Raw genomic sequence first — 16,604 nt, 5'->3', positions numbered from 1 at the left:
AGTCGAGGAAAGCTGTCGAAGTGGTCGTTCAGGGATGATGCAGCACGCTCATGCCGCCATCGACTGTCAGGCAGGTGGCATTCATGAACGGGCATTCGTCCGAGATCATGAAGAGCGCAGCCTTGGCGATTTCCTCTGGCGTTGCGATGCGGCCGCCGGGATGGAGCTTCATCGTCTCGGCCTCGGCTGCGAGCGGATCGGGGAAGCTGTTCCAGTATTCCACGGCCTTCTGCGTGCGCACATAGCCCGGCGCCAGCGCATTCACGCGCACGCCCTGCCCGGCATATTCGAGCCCCAGCGCCTTGGTCATGCCGAGAAGCGCATGTTTGGCGACCGGATAGGGGAAGGTGTGGGGGATGATCGTGAAGGCGTGGGTCGAGGCGATATTGAGGATGACGCCGCCGCCGGCCGCAATCATGCCCGGCAACACAGCCTTGCTGCAGTTCCACGCGCCCTTGAGATTGATGTCGAAGCAGCGCTGCCAGTCGGCGTCCGACAGTTTCAACGGCTCGAAGAATACGTTGACGCCGGCATTGTTGACGAGCGCATTCGGCTGGCCGATCTCACGCGCGGCGGCAGCAACGGTCTGCTCGATGGCATCCGCATCGGTGATGTCGGCCGTGGCGTAGCCGACCTTTCCGCCCGCCGCACGCAGCCGCTCGGCTTCGCTCGCCAAGAGGTCGCCATCGCGGTCGATGAGGAAGAGGCTCGCCCCCTCCCCAAGGAAAGCTTCGGCGATGGCAAGACCTATCCCCTGCGCTGCGCCGGTGACAACGACGCGTTTTCCCTCAAGACGACCCGCCATATCCGCGCTCCCTACCACTCGGCGACGCTGCCATCGGCGTGGCGCCAGATCGGGTTGCGCCAGCGATGGCCCTCCTTTGCCCGCTCGATAACATATTGCTCGTCCACCTCGATGCCGAGGCCAGGACCTTGCGGGATCGAAACGAAGCCATCCGCGTAGTGAAAGACTTCCTTGTTGGAGATGTAGTCGAGAATGTCGTTACCTGTGTTGTAGTGGATGCCGAGGCTCTGTTCCTGGATGAAGGCGTTGTAGCTGACGGCATCGACCTGGAGGCAGGCGGCAAGCGCGATCGGTCCGAGTGGGCAATGCGGCGCCAGCGCCACGTCATAGGCTTCCGCCATCGCAGCAATCTTGCGGCATTCGGTGATGCCGCCGGCATGTGACAGGTCCGGCTGCAGGATATCGACATAGCCGTCGGACAGCACCGACTTGAAGTCCCAGCGCGAATAGAGCCGCTCCCCGAGCGCGATCGGCGTCGAGCAATGGTTGGCGATCTCCTTCAACGCTTCGCGGTTTTCCGAAAGCACCGGCTCTTCGATGAACATCAGGTTGAAGGGCTGAAGCTCCCTTGCCAAGACCTTCGCCATCGGCCGGTGCACGCGGCCGTGGAAATCGACGCCGATGCCGATATGCGGGCCGATCGCCTCTCGGATCGTGGCAATGGTTTCGACCGCCTTTTCCACCTTCTCCCAGGTGTCGACGATCTGCATCTCTTCGCAGCCGTTGAGCTTGATCGCCTTGAAGCCGCGGGCGACCACGTCGCGGGCATTTTTGGCGACATCGGACGGGCGGTCGCCACCAATCCAGGAATAGACCTTGATGCGGTCGCGCACCTGGCCGCCGAGCAGCGCATGCACCGGCTGGCCGTAGGCCTTGCCCTTGATGTCCCAGAGCGCCTGGTCGATGCCTGCGATCGCCGACATGTGGACGGCACCGCCGCGGTAGAAGCCGCCGCGATACATGACCTGCCAATGGTCCTCGATCAGCAGCGGATCCTTGCCGATCAGATAGTCCGCAAGCTCGTTGACGGCGGCTTCCACGGTCAGGGCGCGGCCTTCAACAACCGGCTCCCCCCAACCGACGATGCCTTCGTCGGTCTCGATCTTCAAAAACAGCCAACGCGGCGGAACGATATAGGTGGTGAGCTTGGTGATCTTCATGGTGCGATATCCGCTGGGTGGGACAGGGCGGCGACGGCCGTCCGGGAAAGGGTTTCAGCGCGCCGACAGGGCGGGCCGGTGACGTTCGACGGCAAGCTTGAGGTCGCGGGCGGCGAGATCCAGCATGCGCGTGGAACAGTCGCGCGCCCGTGCCTTGTCGCGCAGACGCAGGGCCTCGACCAGTTCGCCATGGATATCGATTGCTTCGTCACGACGTTCGGCAACTTCGTTGGAGGCATACAGCGAGAACTTCAGCGCCGCCTGGATGATGCCGACGAGTTGCAGGAAGACCTGGTTATGGCTGGCCTTGAGCAGGCAGGTATGAAAGGCGACGTCGGCATCGGTGAAGCCGACGACATCGCGCTCGCCGTCACGCATCGCCTGCCAGGCGTGCTCGAGGTCGGCGATTTCCTGGACGGTCGCGCGCTCGGCTGCAAACTCAGCGGCCGCCGGCTCGATCGCGCGGCGCGCCTCCAGGACGCAGTTCAGTAGGTCGAATTCGAAGATGCGCTCGCCGATCCATTCGAGCACCTGGGAATCGAGGATGTTCCACTCGTCCTTGTTGCAGACGATCGTGCCCACCCGGGAGCGGCCGCGGACCATGCCCTTCGATTCCAGCACCTTCAAGGTTTCGCGGATGACGGTGCGGCTGACGCCATAGCGTTCGCAGAGGTCGTTTTCACGCGGCAGGAAGGAACCGACCGGAAAGACGTCGGTGCAAATGTCCGAGGCGATGGCGCGCGTCACATTCTTCTGAACGCGCGGACGGCGCTGGCCGCGCTCCTCCGCGCCGTTGCTGTAGTCTTGCTCTTCCACCGCCATTTTCCTCCCGCTTCCGTCTCCCTGTCGCTCCATAGCGCAGACGCTTGAAGGCGACAACGCAGCGAAGCACATTATCGTTATACATCACTATCGCATTCATCATACAAAGGCAATTGACGAATATGATGATTCATCATACACAAATGCTCACTGCAGGAGGCAGTTCACCAGGGAGAGACATCATGCGCTTTATCAAGGCAGCCATTCTGGCTGGTACCGTCGCCGTGTTTGCGGCAACCTCGGCGTTCGCTGCCGACGTCAAGATCGGCTTCATCGTCAAGCAGCCGGAAGAGCCGTGGTTCCAGGACGAATGGAAGTTCGCCGACGTCGCCGCCAAGGAAAAGGGCTTCACGCTCGTCAAGATCGGCGCCGAAGACGGCGAGAAAGTTCAGTCGGCGATCGACAATCTCGGTGCCCAGGGCGCGCAGGGCTTCATCGTCTGCACCCCTGACGTCAAGCTCGGCCCCGGCATCGTCGCCAAGGCGGCCGCCAACGACCTCAAGCTGATGACGGTCGACGACCGGCTGGTCAACGCCGACGGCAGCCCGATCGAAGACGTGCCTCACATGGGCATTTCGGCGACGAAAATCGGCGAAGCCGTCGGCCAGGCCCTGGTCGACGAAATCAAGAAGCGTGGCTGGGACATGAAGGACGTCGGCGCGATCCGCGTTTCCTACGACCAGCTCCCAACCGCGGTCGACCGCGTCGAGGGCGCACTCTCGGTTCTCAAGGCCAACGGCTTCCCGGAAGCCAACATCTTCGACGCGCCGCAGGCCAAGACCGACACAGAGGCGGCACTCAACGCCTCGACGATCGTGCTCAACAAGAACGCCGGCATCAAGAAGTGGGTCGCGATCGGCCTCAATGACGAAGCGGTACTCGGCGCCGTACGCGCGACCGAGACGGTCGGCATTGCGCCCGACAGCATGATCGGCGTCGGCATCGGCGGCGCGGATTCGGCGATCAACGAGTTCAAGAAGCCTGCTGCGACCGGCTTCTTCGGCACCGTGATCATCTCGCCGAAGCGCCACGGCTACGAGACCGCACTCAACATGTATGAGTGGATCGCCAACGGCAAGGAACCGGAAAAGCTGACGCTGACTGCCGGCCAGCTTGCGCTTCGCGACAACTACGAGGCCGTGCGCAAGGATCTCGGCATCGAGTAATCGCGTTCCGCGACACCAGATCACGAGTGTTTGGGTCTGACCGACCCAAACACTAAACGTGATCGATTCTGGTAGTTTAGAGCGGGATGCGAGCGGAAAACCGCGCACACCTCATCCCGCTCTATCGGCCCGGCGGCTCGACTGCCTGGCATTCCGCTTCGGAGCCGCGCATGCAAGATTTTCTCGAATTCCAATCGATCTCCAAGGGCTATCCCGGTGTCCAGGCGCTGTCGGATGTCTCGTTTTCCGTGCGCAAGGGTGCCGTCCATGGCCTCATGGGCGAGAACGGCGCCGGCAAGTCGACGCTCATCCGCCTGCTCTCCGGAGACCAGTCCGCCGATGAGGGAGATATCCGCATCGACGGCGAGACGCAGAGCTATCGCTCCGTGCGCGACGCCTTCCGCGCCGGCGTCATCGTCATCCACCAGGAACTGCAGCTCGTTCCGGAACTGACGGTCGCCGAAAACCTCTGGCTCGGCCACTTCCCCGGCAAGGGCGGAGTGATCGATCGCCGCCAGTTGCTTCGCGTCGTCGTTGAGAAGCTCGCGGAAATCGGCATCGACGTCGATCCGTCCGCTAAGATCGCCTCGCTGTCGATCGGCGAGCGCCAGATGGTCGAGATCGCCAAGGCGGTGATGCTCGATGCGCGCGTCATTGCGCTCGACGAGCCGACCTCGTCGCTGTCGTCCCGCGAGAGCGAAATCCTCTTTGCCCTGATCGATCGCCTGCGTTCGAACGGCACTGTGATCCTTTACGTGTCCCACCGGCTCGACGAGATCTTCCGGCTCTGCGACAGCCTGACGGTGTTGCGCGACGGCAAGCTTGCCGCCCATCATCCCGACATTTCCAAGGTCACGCGCGACCAGATCATCGCCGAGATGGTCGGACGCGAGATCTCCAACATCTGGGGCTGGCGCGGCCGCGATCTCGGTGCTGAACGTCTGCGCGTCGACGCGATCTGCGGCCCGAAGCTGAAGACACCCTTGAGCTTCTCGGTCCGGCGCGGCGAGATCCTCGGCTTTTTCGGCCTGATCGGCGCTGGCCGTAGCGAGATGACCCGGCTGGTCTATGGCGCAGACAGACGCCACCAGGGAACCGTGACGATCGACGGCGCGATCGTTCCGGCCGACAATCCGCCACAATCGATCCGCGCCGGCATGGTGCTCTGCCCGGAGGACCGCAAGTTCGACGGCATCGTCCAGGGGCGCAGCATCGAAGAAAACATGGCGATCTCGTCGCGCCGGCACTTTTCGCCCTTCGGCATCCTCAACCTCAAAAAGGAAGCGGAACTGGCCGACCGCTTCATCGCCAAGCTTCGGGTGCGCACACCGTCCCGCAAGCAGGACATCATCAACCTCTCCGGCGGCAACCAGCAGAAGGTCATCCTTGGCCGCTGGCTTTCCGAGCAGGGCGTGAAGGTTCTGATCATCGATGAGCCGACGCGCGGCATCGATGTCGGCGCCAAGTCGGAGATCTACGAAATCCTCTACGAACTCGCCGGTCAGGGCATGGCGATCGTCGTCATCTCCAGCGAGTTGCCCGAGGTGATGGGCATTACCGACCGCATCCTCGTCATGTGCCAGGGCCGGATCGCCGCCGATTTCGCGCGCGCAGATTTCGACGAACGCCGCATCCTCGCCGCCGCCCTTCCCGATGTTCCAACCGAGCAGGTTCAGCCGTCATGACTTCCTTGAAAAAACTTCTACTCGGCGAACAGGGTCTGGTCGTCATCTTCGCCGTCGCCTTCGCCATCGTGGCGCTGACGGTTCCGAACTTCCTGACCGAGCGCAACATGCTCGGCCTGCTGCAATCGGTCGTCACCATCGGCATCGTCGCCTGCACGATGATGTTCTGCCTGGCCTCACGTGACTTCGACCTCTCGGTCGGCTCGACCGTTGCCTTCTCGGGCATGGCCGCCGTCATGGCGTCGAACGCCTCCGGCTCGATCCTCGTCGGCCTGATAGCGGCACTCCTGTGCGGCGGCTTTGTCGGCCTCGTCAACGGCGTGGTGATTGCGCATTTCCGCATCAACGCGCTGATCACGACGCTTGCCACCATGCAGATCGTGCGTGGCTTTGCACTGATTGCCTCCGATGGCCGCGCGGTCGGAATCAACGATCCGAGCTTCTACCAACTGGCGCTGTCGAAGTTCTTGGGCATCCCGACGCCAATCTGGGTGATGGGTTGCTTCTTCCTCGTGTTCGGCTTCGTCTTGAACCGCACCGTCTTCGGCAAAAACACGCTGGCGATCGGCGGCAATCCGGAGGCTTCGCGGCTAGCCGGCGTCAACGTTTCCAACATGCGCATCTGGATCTTCGCGTTGCAGGGCCTCGTCTGCGCCGTTGCCGGAGTGCTGCTCGCCTCGCGCATCACTTCGGGCCAGCCGAATGCCGCGACCGGCCTCGAGCTCTCGGTCATCTCGGCCTGTGTGCTCGGCGGCGTGTCGCTTGCCGGCGGCCGGGCTGCCATGACCGGCGTAATCGTCGGTGTTCTCATCATGGGCATCGCCGAAAACGTCATGAACCTCCTCAACATCCAGGCCTTCTATCAATATGTCGTGCGCGGCCTGATCCTTCTGCTCGCGGTGCTGCTCGACAATCTGCGCTCAGCCGCCGCCGGTCGTCGCAGCTAGGGGCATGACGGACGACACCGTCCTCCTCGAAAACGAAGAAGGGCTCACCGTCGAGGTGAGCCCGCTTGGCGGCGCGATCCTGTCGGCTCGCTGGCGCGGCATTCCCGTGTTCGCGCCGACGCCGGCACCGGGGCTTGCCTCGCAAGTGTTCGGCGCCGAGGCCTGCTTTCCGTTGGTGCCCTTCGGTAATCGCATCGAGGACAACAGCTTCCAGTTCGAAGGGCGTGACTACAGGCTGGAAGCAAACACGACCGATCCGCTGGTCTTGCACGGAGACGGCTGGCTTGGGCGTTGGTCGATCCTGCAGCGCAACCGGCAATCGGTCACTCTTCGCTTTGACCAGGAGGCAAGCGTTGCCACGCCCTTTGCCTATGAAGCGGTACAGACGGTCGCCATCGACGGAGCCCGCCTGATCCTCTCGCTCGCCATCACCAACCGCGCCGACCAGACCCTGCCCTATGGACTGGGCTTCCATCCATACTTTCCGCGCACGCCTGAAACGCGGCTCTTTGCCCGTGCCGACCGATACTGGAGCGAACGGGAAGGTCATCTGCCAGGCCGCCCCGGCCCCATCCCTCAGGACATCAACTTTGCATCCGGCGCCCCCTTGCCCCCGAACTGGGTAAACAACGCCTTCGACGGCTGGGATGGACGAGCCCGCATCGAATGGCCGGAAACGGGGTTTGCCGTTTCGCTGGAAGCCGATGGGCATTTTCGGTTCTTCGTTCTCTACTCGCCGTCGGCGACAAGCAGCTTCTTTTGCTTCGAGCCGATGAGCCATCGGCCGAACGCGCACCGCGATCAACGAGACGGCGGCCTCGTCCGGCTTCAGCCTCGCCAAACCGTGACGGGAACGATCGCGCTCAACGTCGAGGACCTGGCGAGCGGGTAGCGGTTCGCAAGGAGCGGTTTCCCATCAGGAACGCCGCAATCGTTTAAAGGCACCCCAGGGAATAGCTTCGATCGACCATCCGGTCGCGGGGTAACTTGCGTATATCAATGATTCCGTGGAACTTTTTTGAGCAAGCTCCGTTTAAAAGCCGCCACGACCGTGCCGGTCGGTGGTGAGACTGAACAGGAGATATGCATGAATTATGTGACCGCCGCCGCGCTTTCCCTTGCCCTCGTTTCCAGCGCCGCCTTCGCGCAAGAACCCGCAGCAAACGGCGCAGATGCGATGCTGGTCGGCCCGGGCATCACGATGGGCACCGCCGCAACGATGCCGCTGAAATTTGTGGAAATCAAAGACACCGATATCGTCAATTCGCAGCTTATCGGCGTCGATATCTACAACAAGCAGGACGAGACGATCGGCGAGATCTCCGACGTCGTCATCGGAGACGGCAAGTCCGTCATCGGCATCGTCGCAAGCGTCGGCGGTTTCCTCGGCCTGGGCGAGAGCTATGTCGTCATCGACCCGGCGTCACTTGCCCTTGCCAACGACAACGGCACTTGGAAGGCCTATGTCGACACCAACAAGGATGACCTCTCCAAGGCACCCAAGTTCGACTACGGCAAGCTGAAGAAATAAAGACCGGCTGCCGCGCGCGTTCGCTTCTTCGGCGAACGCGTTTTTCGTCGCCGAGGCGCCCTGCACACCGCCGCTGACGATCGCCTTCAGGAGCGCGAAAGCATTCCATTTTCAGCGATAAGAATCGCCAAAACTTAGTTTTCTATACTCCCAATGTGGACATTTCTGTATAGGTATGCCAAAAGACAATCTGATTGCGACATGATGTCGTGTTTGCGCAGGCCTTTCTGGTCGTGCGCTTTTCCGTTTCGCTGATCGTTTCATCAGCCTTTCAAACACGAAGGAGAGTGCCCCGCTTCCGGAGCCGGGGCCCAGAACATATGGCACTTCAAACTGAGAGCGACCGCTCGGCCGACGAGCAACCGGTCAAGATCAGTATCAAGAACGTTTTCAAGGTTTTTGGCGAGCGGCCGGACGAGGCGCTGAACCTGCTTAAGGCGGGTAGCACCAAGGCGGAGATCCACGCCGAGACGGGCTGCACCATCGGCGTCAACAACGCGTCCTTCGACATTCGTGCCGGCGAGATTTTCGTCATCATGGGACTTTCGGGTTCCGGCAAATCGACGATGCTGCGCCTCCTCAACCGCCTGATCGAACCGACCTCCGGCTCCATCGAGATCGACGGCAAAGACGTGGCGCGCTTGCCGCGCAGCGAACTGATCGCCTTGCGCCGCCGCGACATCAGCATGGTCTTCCAGTCCTTCGCGCTGCTGCCGAACCGCAGCGTTATCGACAACGCGGCCTTCGGCCTTGAGGTCGCCGGCGTCGGCGAGGCCGAGCGCAAGGCGCGGGCCCGAACGGCTCTGCACGCTGTCGGGCTGGAAGGTTACGACGACAGCCGCCCCGACCAGCTCTCCGGCGGCATGAAGCAGCGCGTCGGCCTGGCGCGAGCGCTCGCCGCCGAGCCTTCGGTACTGCTCATGGACGAGGCCTTTTCCGCGCTTGACCCGCTGATCCGCACCGAGATGCAGGATGAACTCGTTCGCCTTCAGGCTGAACACAGTCGGACCATCGTCTTCGTCAGCCACGATCTCGACGAAGCCATGCGGATCGGCGACCGCATCTGCATCATGCAAAATGGTGAGGTCGTGCAGGTGGGCACCCCGGACGAGATCGTATTGAAGCCCGCCAACGACTATGTGCGGTCGTTCTTCCGCAATGTCGATGTCTCGCAGGTGTTCCGCGCCGGCGACGTCGCCCGCAAGACGCAGGTGACGATCATCGAGCGACAGGGCGTTTCGGCCGCAGCTGCCCTTGAGCGCATGGAGCACTACGATCGCGAGGTCGCCATCATTCTCGGCCGCGACAAGACCTATCACGGCATGATCAGCCGATCCTCGTTGATCGCGACCGCCCGAGACGGCGCCGCCGATCCCTATCGGCGCGCCTTCCTGGCGGATATCGAGCCGATCCCCGCGTCGGAAAGCTTGTCCAACGTGCTTGGCAAGGTGGCTGCAAGCCCCTTCCCCATGCCCGTCATCGACGAAGCCAACCGCTACCTCGGCTCGATCAGCAAATCCGCGCTGCTCGAAACGCTCGATCGCACCGCCTGATCCAGCCCTTTCGGAGACAATCCATGACTTTCGATATCGGTGACGGCGTCGACAGCGCCGTCAACTACATCCTCGACAATTTCGCACCGCTGCTCGATCTGATCGCCGCTGCCATCGGCACCGTGACCAACAGCATCCAGGCTGCACTTCTCGCCGCCCCCTTGGCCCTCGGGCTTACGATCTTCGTGCTCTTGTCGCTGTGGCGGGTCGGCTTCGGCTTTGCGGTCTTTACCGCCCTTTCCCTGCTGCTGGTCGAACACATGGGCCTTTGGTCCGCAATGATGGAAACGCTGTCGCTGGTTATCGCGTCAACGCTCGTCGCCATGCTCATCGGCCTGCCGCTCGGCATTGCCATGGCGCGCAGCGATCGCGTCGCGGCAGCCGTACGACCCATGCTCGACCTCATGCAAACGATGCCGGCCTTCGTCTATCTCATCCCGGCGGCGATGTTCTTCGGCCTTGGAGCCGTGCCCGGGACGATCGCAACGGTCATCTTCTCGATGCCGCCGGTCGTGCGGCTCACCAATCTCGGCATCCGTCAGGTGCATGTGGAGTTCATCGAGGCCGGCAACGCCTTCGGCTGCACCGCCTGGCAGCTGCTGGTAAAGGTACAACTGCCCAACGCCATGCCTTCGATCATGGCGGGCATCAACCAGACGATCATGCTTTCGCTCTCCATGGTGGTGATCGCCTCGATGATCGGTGCGGGTGGCATTGGCAACACGGTCCTGACCGGGATCCAGCGTCTCGACGTCGGAACCGGTTTCGAAGGCGGTCTCGCCGTCGTCATCCTCGCCGTCATTCTCGACCGGATCACCCAGAGCTTCGGCAAGGAGCGCACCAGCCCGTGGCGCGTCCTGTTCCGCCGGCGACGGGAACAACCCCAGACCTCCCCCGTCACGGCCTGACGCTGCGGACGTTCCTATCCATCTGGCGGCGTTCGCGTTGCCGACTGCAAACCTTCCTGAAAGGAGCACCCATGTTCAAGACCCTTGCGACCATCAGCCTTGCGGCCGGCATCGCCGCCGGTACGTTCGGCGCGGCTGCCGCAGAAGAAAAGCCAGCTGTCAGGATCGGCTGGGCCGCCTGGTCGGACGCCGAGTTCGTCACCAAGCTCGCCGCAAAACTGATCAAGGACGAACTCGGCCAGGAGGTCGAACTGGTCCAGACGGACATCGCGCCGCTTTACCAGGGGGTGGGCCGCGGCGACCTCGATGCCATGATGATGGCTTGGCTGCCGGAAACCCACGCCGACTACTTCGCCAAGGTGAAGGACAAGGTAACGACGCTTGGGACCGTTTACGACGGTGCCAGGCTCGGCTGGGTGGTGCCGAAATACGTTCCCGAAGACGCCATCGCCTCGATCGACGACCTGAAGAAAGACGACGTGAAGGAGAAGCTCAAGGGCCGGATCGAGGGCATCGATCCCGGCGCGGGCCTTACACGCCTGTCCGAGCAGGCAGTCAAAGACTACGCGCTCGACGGATACAAGCTGCAGATCTCCAGTGAGGCCGGCATGCTGACGACGGTTGACCGGGCGATGCGCAAGAAGGATTGGTTTGTCGCCACGGCCTGGAGCCCGCATTGGATGTTCGGCAAGTACGAGCTTCGCTATATCGCGGATCCGAAGAACGCGCTCGGCAAGGCCGAACGGGTGGACGTGCTGGCACGCAAGGACATCGAGAAGGACAACCCTGAAGTTTCAGGCCTGCTGTCGCGCATGAAGCTGCCGATCGGCGATCTCGAAGCCGCGATGTTCAACGCCCAGCAGACCTCCTACGAAAAGGCAGTCGACAAGTACATCGCGGATCATCCGGACCAAATCAAAGCCTGGCTCGCCAAGGACGATGGCTGAGCTTGGCCGCTAATGCATGTCGCGCGAAAAAATGCGCAGCGGTTTTGCGGCAACGACATGCATAAAAACAAGAGCTTAAAGCCTGGAGTGTGAACCATTTTTCACGCGACGGGCCTTAGCGTCCGACCGACGCCCGCGACCACGTTGCGGGCGTTCCTCCCGACAGAAGGATCATCGACATCATGAACGACATGCTTGCACCCCGCGCCACGGCGGACGCCACAGACGACACGATCGGCGGCCGCATTTCGCTTGCCCGCGATGCCATCAACCTTTCGATCGAACAGATATCCGCGATCGCGGGTGTTACCGAGGAGACCTGGATCAGCTGGGAAAACGATCGCGCCGAGCCGAGGGCCAACCGCCTCGACATGATGGCCGGTATCCTACAGGTCAACATCGCCTGGCTCCTCGATGGGCGGGGAACGGGACCAATGGAGGCGAGGTAGTCCGCAAGGACAACCCGTTCGGCGCGCACGCTGGAAGAACACCAAGGCCATCGTCGCTACGGCAGCCGCCGCCTTGCTTTCGTCGATCGGGGCCGAGGCCCCCGACGACGTTCCTTGGTCGCCCCTTAAACGGACGCCGCTTCCAGGCGTACGCGTTCAAAATGCGCGTTCATCGCAAGGATCGATCCGGCATCAGGCATCAGGCATGCGGCTGTCGCCAGTGCGTCGGCGATGGCGGCGGATGGTGCCGAGATCGAGACAGAGCGCCAGTTTGCTGGCGCGGGCATACCAGTTACGGGGTCGAGAATATGTCCGTCTCTGGCTGCCTGATCGAAGGTCGTGCCGAGAGGGGCGGAGGTCGCGACCGCCCGCTGGCGCAGCGGCAGGCGCTCGCCCGATTCCAGTCGGACCGGCCATCCGTCGCCGCCCGGTTGCCCCCCGAGCGCACGGAACTCGCCGGTGTCGATCAGAATGTCCGTCAGTCCCTCAGCTTCAAGCATTGCTGCCACACGGTCGGCAACATACCCCTGGCCGATGCCGTTCAACGTCAGCGCCATGCCCGGATGCAGCGTAATTGCTGCTGCATCGAGCCTGACCTTGCCCCAGCCAACGTTGCCACGCACGCGATCGACGTCCGCCGAGTCGGGTCGCGTGCCGTGTGCAGCCGATTGAGCCCAGAGCGTCCAGAGCGGCTGCACCGTCGGATCGAAGCGCCCGCCGCTTGCCAGGTGGACTGCGTCGGCCAGTGACAGACATTCCAAAAGCTCGAATGGCGGATCTTGAAGATGGCCGTCGCGGTTCAGTCGGCAAAGCGCGCTGTTCGCACGGTAGAGGCTGAGGATGTTTTCCAGGCGATCGATCTCGGCCATGACCCTGGCGACAATGGCCCCTGCCTCTGGATGCTCGATGCGGATCGAGGCACGCGCGCCAAGCGCCTGACCTGTCCAGAAGCGGGTTGCCGCGTTGGCACGGGCGATGGCGGGCGCTGTTGCGAGAACTGCAGAAATTGCAATCAGGCGGCGTCGGGTCACAAGCATGGGGTCAACCTCCGGCTGGATTGGGCAATGCGCGCAGACGGCCGAGATAGTCTTCGTCGTCCGCGCCCGGTTCCGAGCCGGTCTCCACCGGCGTCAAAACCATGGCATCGGTGATATCGGCGAGCGCGAGCACCTGGCCGCCCTCGGCAAGGACGAAGGCGGCAGCCTCGTCGCGGCTTGAGAACGGCACGGTTTCTGGCGCACCCATGCCGCCTCGCCGGGCAGAGCCGACCACGTAGAACGCCTTGTCGGCGGCGATCCAGTTGCCGTCACCGGGCTGGTCCCAGCTTGCCCCTGCAGCCCCCATATCGTTGACGTAGATAACGAGGATCGGCGCAATCTGCTCCGGGCCGCGCGCATAGGCGATCGCGTCGCGCACCTGACTGAAGAAGAGCGGTGCGGGGCTTCCTTCCAGAAAGATCTGCGCCTTCGGGCCGGGGTGCTCCAGAAGGTTCATCTGGCAGTAATGGCCGAGGGTCTCGGGCGTCATGTCCTGCGGCACGATGCTTTGGGCCACGTCCTCCTTGCAGGCGGAAAGCAGCGCCAATCCGGCAGCAACGAGGACGAAGCGAAGTCGGTTCCTCATGGGGTCACCTTTCGGAAGGCTGCGGCGGCCAGTGCGATGGCGGCCAATGGCCAGGTGAGAAGAGAGGCCGCCGATTGCCAAAGCGGGATCGCGCCGGCGGCGCCACCCAGTCCGCCGGCGGCAGAAACCGCTTGTGCGGCCGAGAGGTTAAAGACGCGGAAGGCATCGGCAGGGTTGGCAAGCAGAGCGACGGGCAATGCGTGTGTGGTGAAAGCACCGCCGCCATCCGTCACGATGAGCGCCAATAGGGCAAGATCGTAGAGCACCACCGCCACCAGCCAGAGCGCGATGGCCAGACCCGCCGCCCCCGACGGCCTTCGCGCCAAAGCCGAAAGCGCGTAGCCGGTGCCAAGAAAGGTCGCGCCCAGCAGCACCGAGGACCAGATCAGCCGCCAGAGCGCGCCAAGCCCTGCGGTCGCTCCAGGATCGAACCAGACGGCTGCGAGCGCCGCCGCGCCATAGCCAAGCGTCACGGCAAGTGCGAGGATTGCGAGATGCGCCAGCAGTTTGCCGAGCAGGATCTGCAGACGCGAGACGGGATAGGTGAGAAGCAGTGGCAGCGTGCCGCGTTCCACCTCGCCAGCCACAGCATCGAAACTCATCAGCAATGCCAAAAGCGGGACCAGATAGACCGCAAGCGAAGTGAGCGAGGCGACCGTGACCGAGAGCCGGTCGACGCCGACATCGCCTGTCGGGGCAGAGCCGGCGGCGGCCAGCACCAGGGCGAACAGCACCATCATGCCGGTGGCGATGGAGACCCAGCGATTGCGGAAAGCGATGCGGAATTCGCTGACGGCGGTGGCAAGGATGCGCGTCATTGCCCGTCCCTCCGGCTAAAGTGGCTGTAGATGTCCTCGAGGCTGGGCGGAATGACATCGAGATCGGCAACGGCGCTCCCAAGCGCCGCAATACGGGCAAGAAGCGGCAGTTTTTCCGACTGCGAACCACGAAGGCGCAGGAGGCCGTCCTCCCCTTGCACACCTTCGGGAAAGGTCGCGGCCAGTGCCGGCGCATGGCCCGGTGCGGGGCGAACGGAAAAGGCGACCGGAAGTGCCGCACGGGTCCGAAGATCGGCAAGCGTACCTTCCGCCACCAGCTCCCCACCGGACAGGATGAGGATGCTGTCGGTGCGAGCCTCCACCTCGGTCAATACGTGGGAGGAGAGCAGGATGGCGGTCCCTTCTGCGGCCAACCCGTCGAGCAGGTCGTAGAAGTCCCGTCGCGACACCGGATCGAGGCCCGAGGTCGGTTCGTCCAGCACCAGGAGACGAGGGCGGCCGATCAGCGTCTGGGCCAGACCCACGCGCTGGCGCATGCCTTTGGAATAGGTGCCGATCCGACGCCGCGCCGCGTGACCAAGCCCGACGCGCGCAAGAAGCTCTATGGCCAGCGCCGGGCTTTCACCGCGCAGCGCGAGATAGTGGCGAAGCTGTTCCTCTCCCGTCAAAGCCGGGTGAAAGGCGACATTTTCCGGCAGATATGCCACCTGGGCCCGCGCGGTGGGCGAACCGGGCGCCGAGCCGCAAACGAAAACCTCGCCGCCGTCGAAGGGGATGAGACCGAGCACGATCTTCATCATCGTCGACTTGCCGGCACCGTTATGGCCGAGCAGTGCCGCGCGCCGTCCCGGCTCCAGCGCAAGGGAAACGGACTTCAGCGCTTCCACCGATTGGAAACGCTTAGTGAGCCTGGAGATTGTCAGCGTCGGTGTCATCGTAATTTCCTTCAGTCCAGCGCCCTGCGGCCTCCGCCTCGCAGGCAAGGATGTCGGGCGGGACAGGGATGGTCAGGGGGCGCATCAGCGGCGCGCTGTCGCGCACGCCTCCAGGTAGGGTGGCGGGAAAATCCCGTTGGCTCCAGCGAACGATCTGCACGGCCGGCGCACCGGTGAGCAGGCCTGCCGCGGGCTGCGACCAGAGGATCTGGTCCATCAGGTCGTTGGGGCGGTAAAAACTGTCGGCAATGCCGTCGCCGTTGAGGTCGAAGGCCGGATGGTCGGACCAGAAATTGCCCCGGCCTTCATGGCTCCATTCCATGTTGCGGGTGCCGACATATTTGACCTGCTCGCGGTTGGCGATGAAGGCGTTGCCTGTCAGCACATTCTTTTCCGAACCGGCGGTGAAATGAATGCCGATGCCGCAGCTCTCGAAGCGGTTTCCCCAGATCAGGTTCTTGTGGGCGTTGTAGATGAACAGGCATTTCTTCGTGCCGCCGCGCACCAGATTGCCCGACACGTCGGCATTGTTGGCATAGTTCAGCATCAGGCCGTGCTCGCGGTCGCCGAGGCTGAGATTGTTCAGGATCTTCGCGCGGTTGGAGAACATGATCGCGAAGCCGAGATGGTTTCCGATCGAGATGTTGTCGGAAACCTCGGTGTTGCGGGTGTACATGAAGTGCACGGCAAAACGCAGGTCGCGCATGATGTTGCGGCGATAGATGCTGTCGGCGCTGGCGTTCGAAAAGATGCCGTCGCGACCGTAGCGAATGACATTGTCCTGAAGCAGCGTGCCCGGGCTGTTCCAGACATAGATGCCATTGCCGCGCTCGTTCATGCGAGGGCTGCGCGTGCCGACGATCTCGTTTTCAGAGACAATCGCGTCGCGGCCGCCATGGACGTCGATGCCGTGCATGTTGTCGGTAACGAGCAGTTTCTCGACACGGGCGCGATCGGCGCCCTGAACGATTTTGACCCCCGCGTCGAGATCCTGGTTGATGCGACCCGAACCGGTGACGGTGAAACCTCTCAAGGTGACGTCCGGCGCGGCAATCGTCACCACGCTACCCTGCCCGAGCCCGTCCACCACCGCTCCACGCGGACCAGTGATGGTCAATCGCCGGTCGATGGTAACGGGGCCGCGATAGGCCCCGTCGGTCAGTGTCAACACATCGCCGGGCTCCGCCCCGGCGATGGCTGCGGCAAGACTGCCCGCACCCGGCACGACCGCGCGCTCCGCCGCGAAGAGCGGAGAGGCGAGAAGAAGACCGATCAGGAGAACGGACAGCCGCAT

At 63.0% G+C, this 16,604-nt stretch carries 17 protein-coding genes; 9 read left to right on the top strand and 8 right to left on the bottom strand.

Annotated elements, in window-relative coordinates; translation table 11 throughout:
- Positions 1 to 28: 28 nt before the first annotated feature.
- From ACIQUG_RS23500 to ACIQUG_RS23490, 3 genes are read right to left on the bottom strand one after another with little or no spacing between them, the layout of a single operon-like run.
- Positions 29 to 805 (bottom strand): SDR family oxidoreductase, encoded by a 777-nt coding sequence (locus ACIQUG_RS23500; protein WP_402324437.1) that lies wholly within the window; start codon positions 803 to 805, stop codon positions 29 to 31.
- 11 nt (positions 806 to 816) lie between these two features.
- Positions 817 to 1,965, bottom strand: a complete 1,149-nt coding sequence (gene dgoD / locus ACIQUG_RS23495) for a galactonate dehydratase (protein ID WP_402324436.1) — start codon at positions 1,963 to 1,965, stop codon at positions 817 to 819.
- A gap of 54 nt (positions 1,966 to 2,019) precedes the next feature.
- Positions 2,020 to 2,787: a FadR/GntR family transcriptional regulator gene (locus ACIQUG_RS23490; protein ID WP_402324434.1), complete on the bottom strand. Its 768-nt coding sequence runs from the start codon at positions 2,785 to 2,787 to the stop codon at positions 2,020 to 2,022.
- Between the two features lie 182 nt (positions 2,788 to 2,969).
- On the opposite strand from ACIQUG_RS23490, the gene ACIQUG_RS23485 reads away from it, so the two are divergent.
- The 9 genes from ACIQUG_RS23485 (at position 2,970) to ACIQUG_RS23445 (ending at position 11,973) form a co-directional block, all read left to right on the top strand.
- On the top strand, positions 2,970 to 3,953 hold the full coding sequence (locus ACIQUG_RS23485) for an arabinose ABC transporter substrate-binding protein (RefSeq protein ID WP_029742701.1): 984 nt from the start codon (positions 2,970 to 2,972) through the stop codon (positions 3,951 to 3,953).
- 170 nt (positions 3,954 to 4,123) lie between these two features.
- Positions 4,124 to 5,638 (top strand): L-arabinose ABC transporter ATP-binding protein AraG, encoded by a 1,515-nt coding sequence (gene araG, locus ACIQUG_RS23480; RefSeq protein ID WP_402324432.1) that lies wholly within the window; start codon positions 4,124 to 4,126, stop codon positions 5,636 to 5,638.
- Positions 5,635 to 6,585, top strand: coding sequence for an L-arabinose ABC transporter permease AraH (gene araH, locus ACIQUG_RS23475; RefSeq protein ID WP_029742703.1), 951 nt, complete (start codon positions 5,635 to 5,637; stop codon positions 6,583 to 6,585). Before araG ends, araH begins: the two co-directional genes overlap by 4 nt.
- A gap of 4 nt (positions 6,586 to 6,589) precedes the next feature.
- Complete coding sequence (locus tag ACIQUG_RS23470; RefSeq protein WP_402324429.1) at positions 6,590 to 7,477, top strand: aldose 1-epimerase; 888 nt, start codon at positions 6,590 to 6,592, stop codon at positions 7,475 to 7,477.
- Positions 7,478 to 7,672: 195 nt separating this feature from the next.
- Positions 7,673 to 8,116, top strand: coding sequence for a PRC-barrel domain-containing protein (locus tag ACIQUG_RS23465; protein ID WP_246765120.1), 444 nt, complete (start codon positions 7,673 to 7,675; stop codon positions 8,114 to 8,116).
- A 320-nt stretch (positions 8,117 to 8,436) separates the two neighbouring features.
- Positions 8,437 to 9,669: a glycine betaine/L-proline ABC transporter ATP-binding protein ProV gene (proV, locus tag ACIQUG_RS23460; RefSeq protein ID WP_402324427.1), complete on the top strand. Its 1,233-nt coding sequence runs from the start codon at positions 8,437 to 8,439 to the stop codon at positions 9,667 to 9,669.
- 23 nt (positions 9,670 to 9,692) lie between these two features.
- Positions 9,693 to 10,577 (top strand): ABC transporter permease, encoded by an 885-nt coding sequence (locus tag ACIQUG_RS23455; protein WP_402324425.1) that lies wholly within the window; start codon positions 9,693 to 9,695, stop codon positions 10,575 to 10,577.
- Positions 10,578 to 10,648: 71 nt separating this feature from the next.
- Positions 10,649 to 11,524 carry a glycine betaine ABC transporter substrate-binding protein gene (locus ACIQUG_RS23450; RefSeq protein ID WP_402324423.1) on the top strand — a complete coding sequence of 292 codons (876 nt, stop codon included), beginning with the start codon at positions 10,649 to 10,651 and terminating at the stop codon, positions 11,522 to 11,524.
- A gap of 182 nt (positions 11,525 to 11,706) precedes the next feature.
- Positions 11,707 to 11,973: a helix-turn-helix domain-containing protein gene (locus tag ACIQUG_RS23445; RefSeq protein ID WP_402324421.1), complete on the top strand. Its 267-nt coding sequence runs from the start codon at positions 11,707 to 11,709 to the stop codon at positions 11,971 to 11,973.
- 125 nt (positions 11,974 to 12,098) lie between these two features.
- Here ACIQUG_RS23445 and ACIQUG_RS23440 read toward each other — a convergent pair whose 3' ends face one another.
- From ACIQUG_RS23440 to ACIQUG_RS23420, 5 genes are read right to left on the bottom strand one after another with little or no spacing between them, the layout of a single operon-like run.
- Complete coding sequence (locus ACIQUG_RS23440; protein WP_402324419.1) at positions 12,099 to 13,010, bottom strand: FAD:protein FMN transferase; 912 nt, start codon at positions 13,008 to 13,010, stop codon at positions 12,099 to 12,101.
- Positions 13,011 to 13,014: 4 nt separating this feature from the next.
- Positions 13,015 to 13,596 carry a nitrous oxide reductase accessory protein NosL gene (locus ACIQUG_RS23435; protein ID WP_402324417.1) on the bottom strand — a complete coding sequence of 194 codons (582 nt, stop codon included), beginning with the start codon at positions 13,594 to 13,596 and terminating at the stop codon, positions 13,015 to 13,017.
- Complete coding sequence (locus ACIQUG_RS23430) at positions 13,593 to 14,414, bottom strand: ABC transporter permease (protein ID WP_043612627.1); 822 nt, start codon at positions 14,412 to 14,414, stop codon at positions 13,593 to 13,595. Before ACIQUG_RS23430 ends, ACIQUG_RS23435 begins: the two co-directional genes overlap by 4 nt.
- Positions 14,411 to 15,310, bottom strand: coding sequence for an ABC transporter ATP-binding protein (locus tag ACIQUG_RS23425; RefSeq protein ID WP_402324415.1), 900 nt, complete (start codon positions 15,308 to 15,310; stop codon positions 14,411 to 14,413). Before ACIQUG_RS23425 ends, ACIQUG_RS23430 begins: the two co-directional genes overlap by 4 nt.
- Entirely contained in the window at positions 15,276 to 16,604 is a 1,329-nt protein-coding gene (locus tag ACIQUG_RS23420; RefSeq protein WP_402324413.1) for a nitrous oxide reductase family maturation protein NosD, read from the bottom strand. Before ACIQUG_RS23420 ends, ACIQUG_RS23425 begins: the two co-directional genes overlap by 35 nt.

This window comes from Ensifer sp. NPDC090286 (assembly GCF_044769565.1).
Taxonomy (GTDB): domain Bacteria; phylum Pseudomonadota; class Alphaproteobacteria; order Rhizobiales; family Rhizobiaceae; genus Ensifer.
This window is presented reverse-complemented; position numbering and strand designations above follow the sequence as displayed.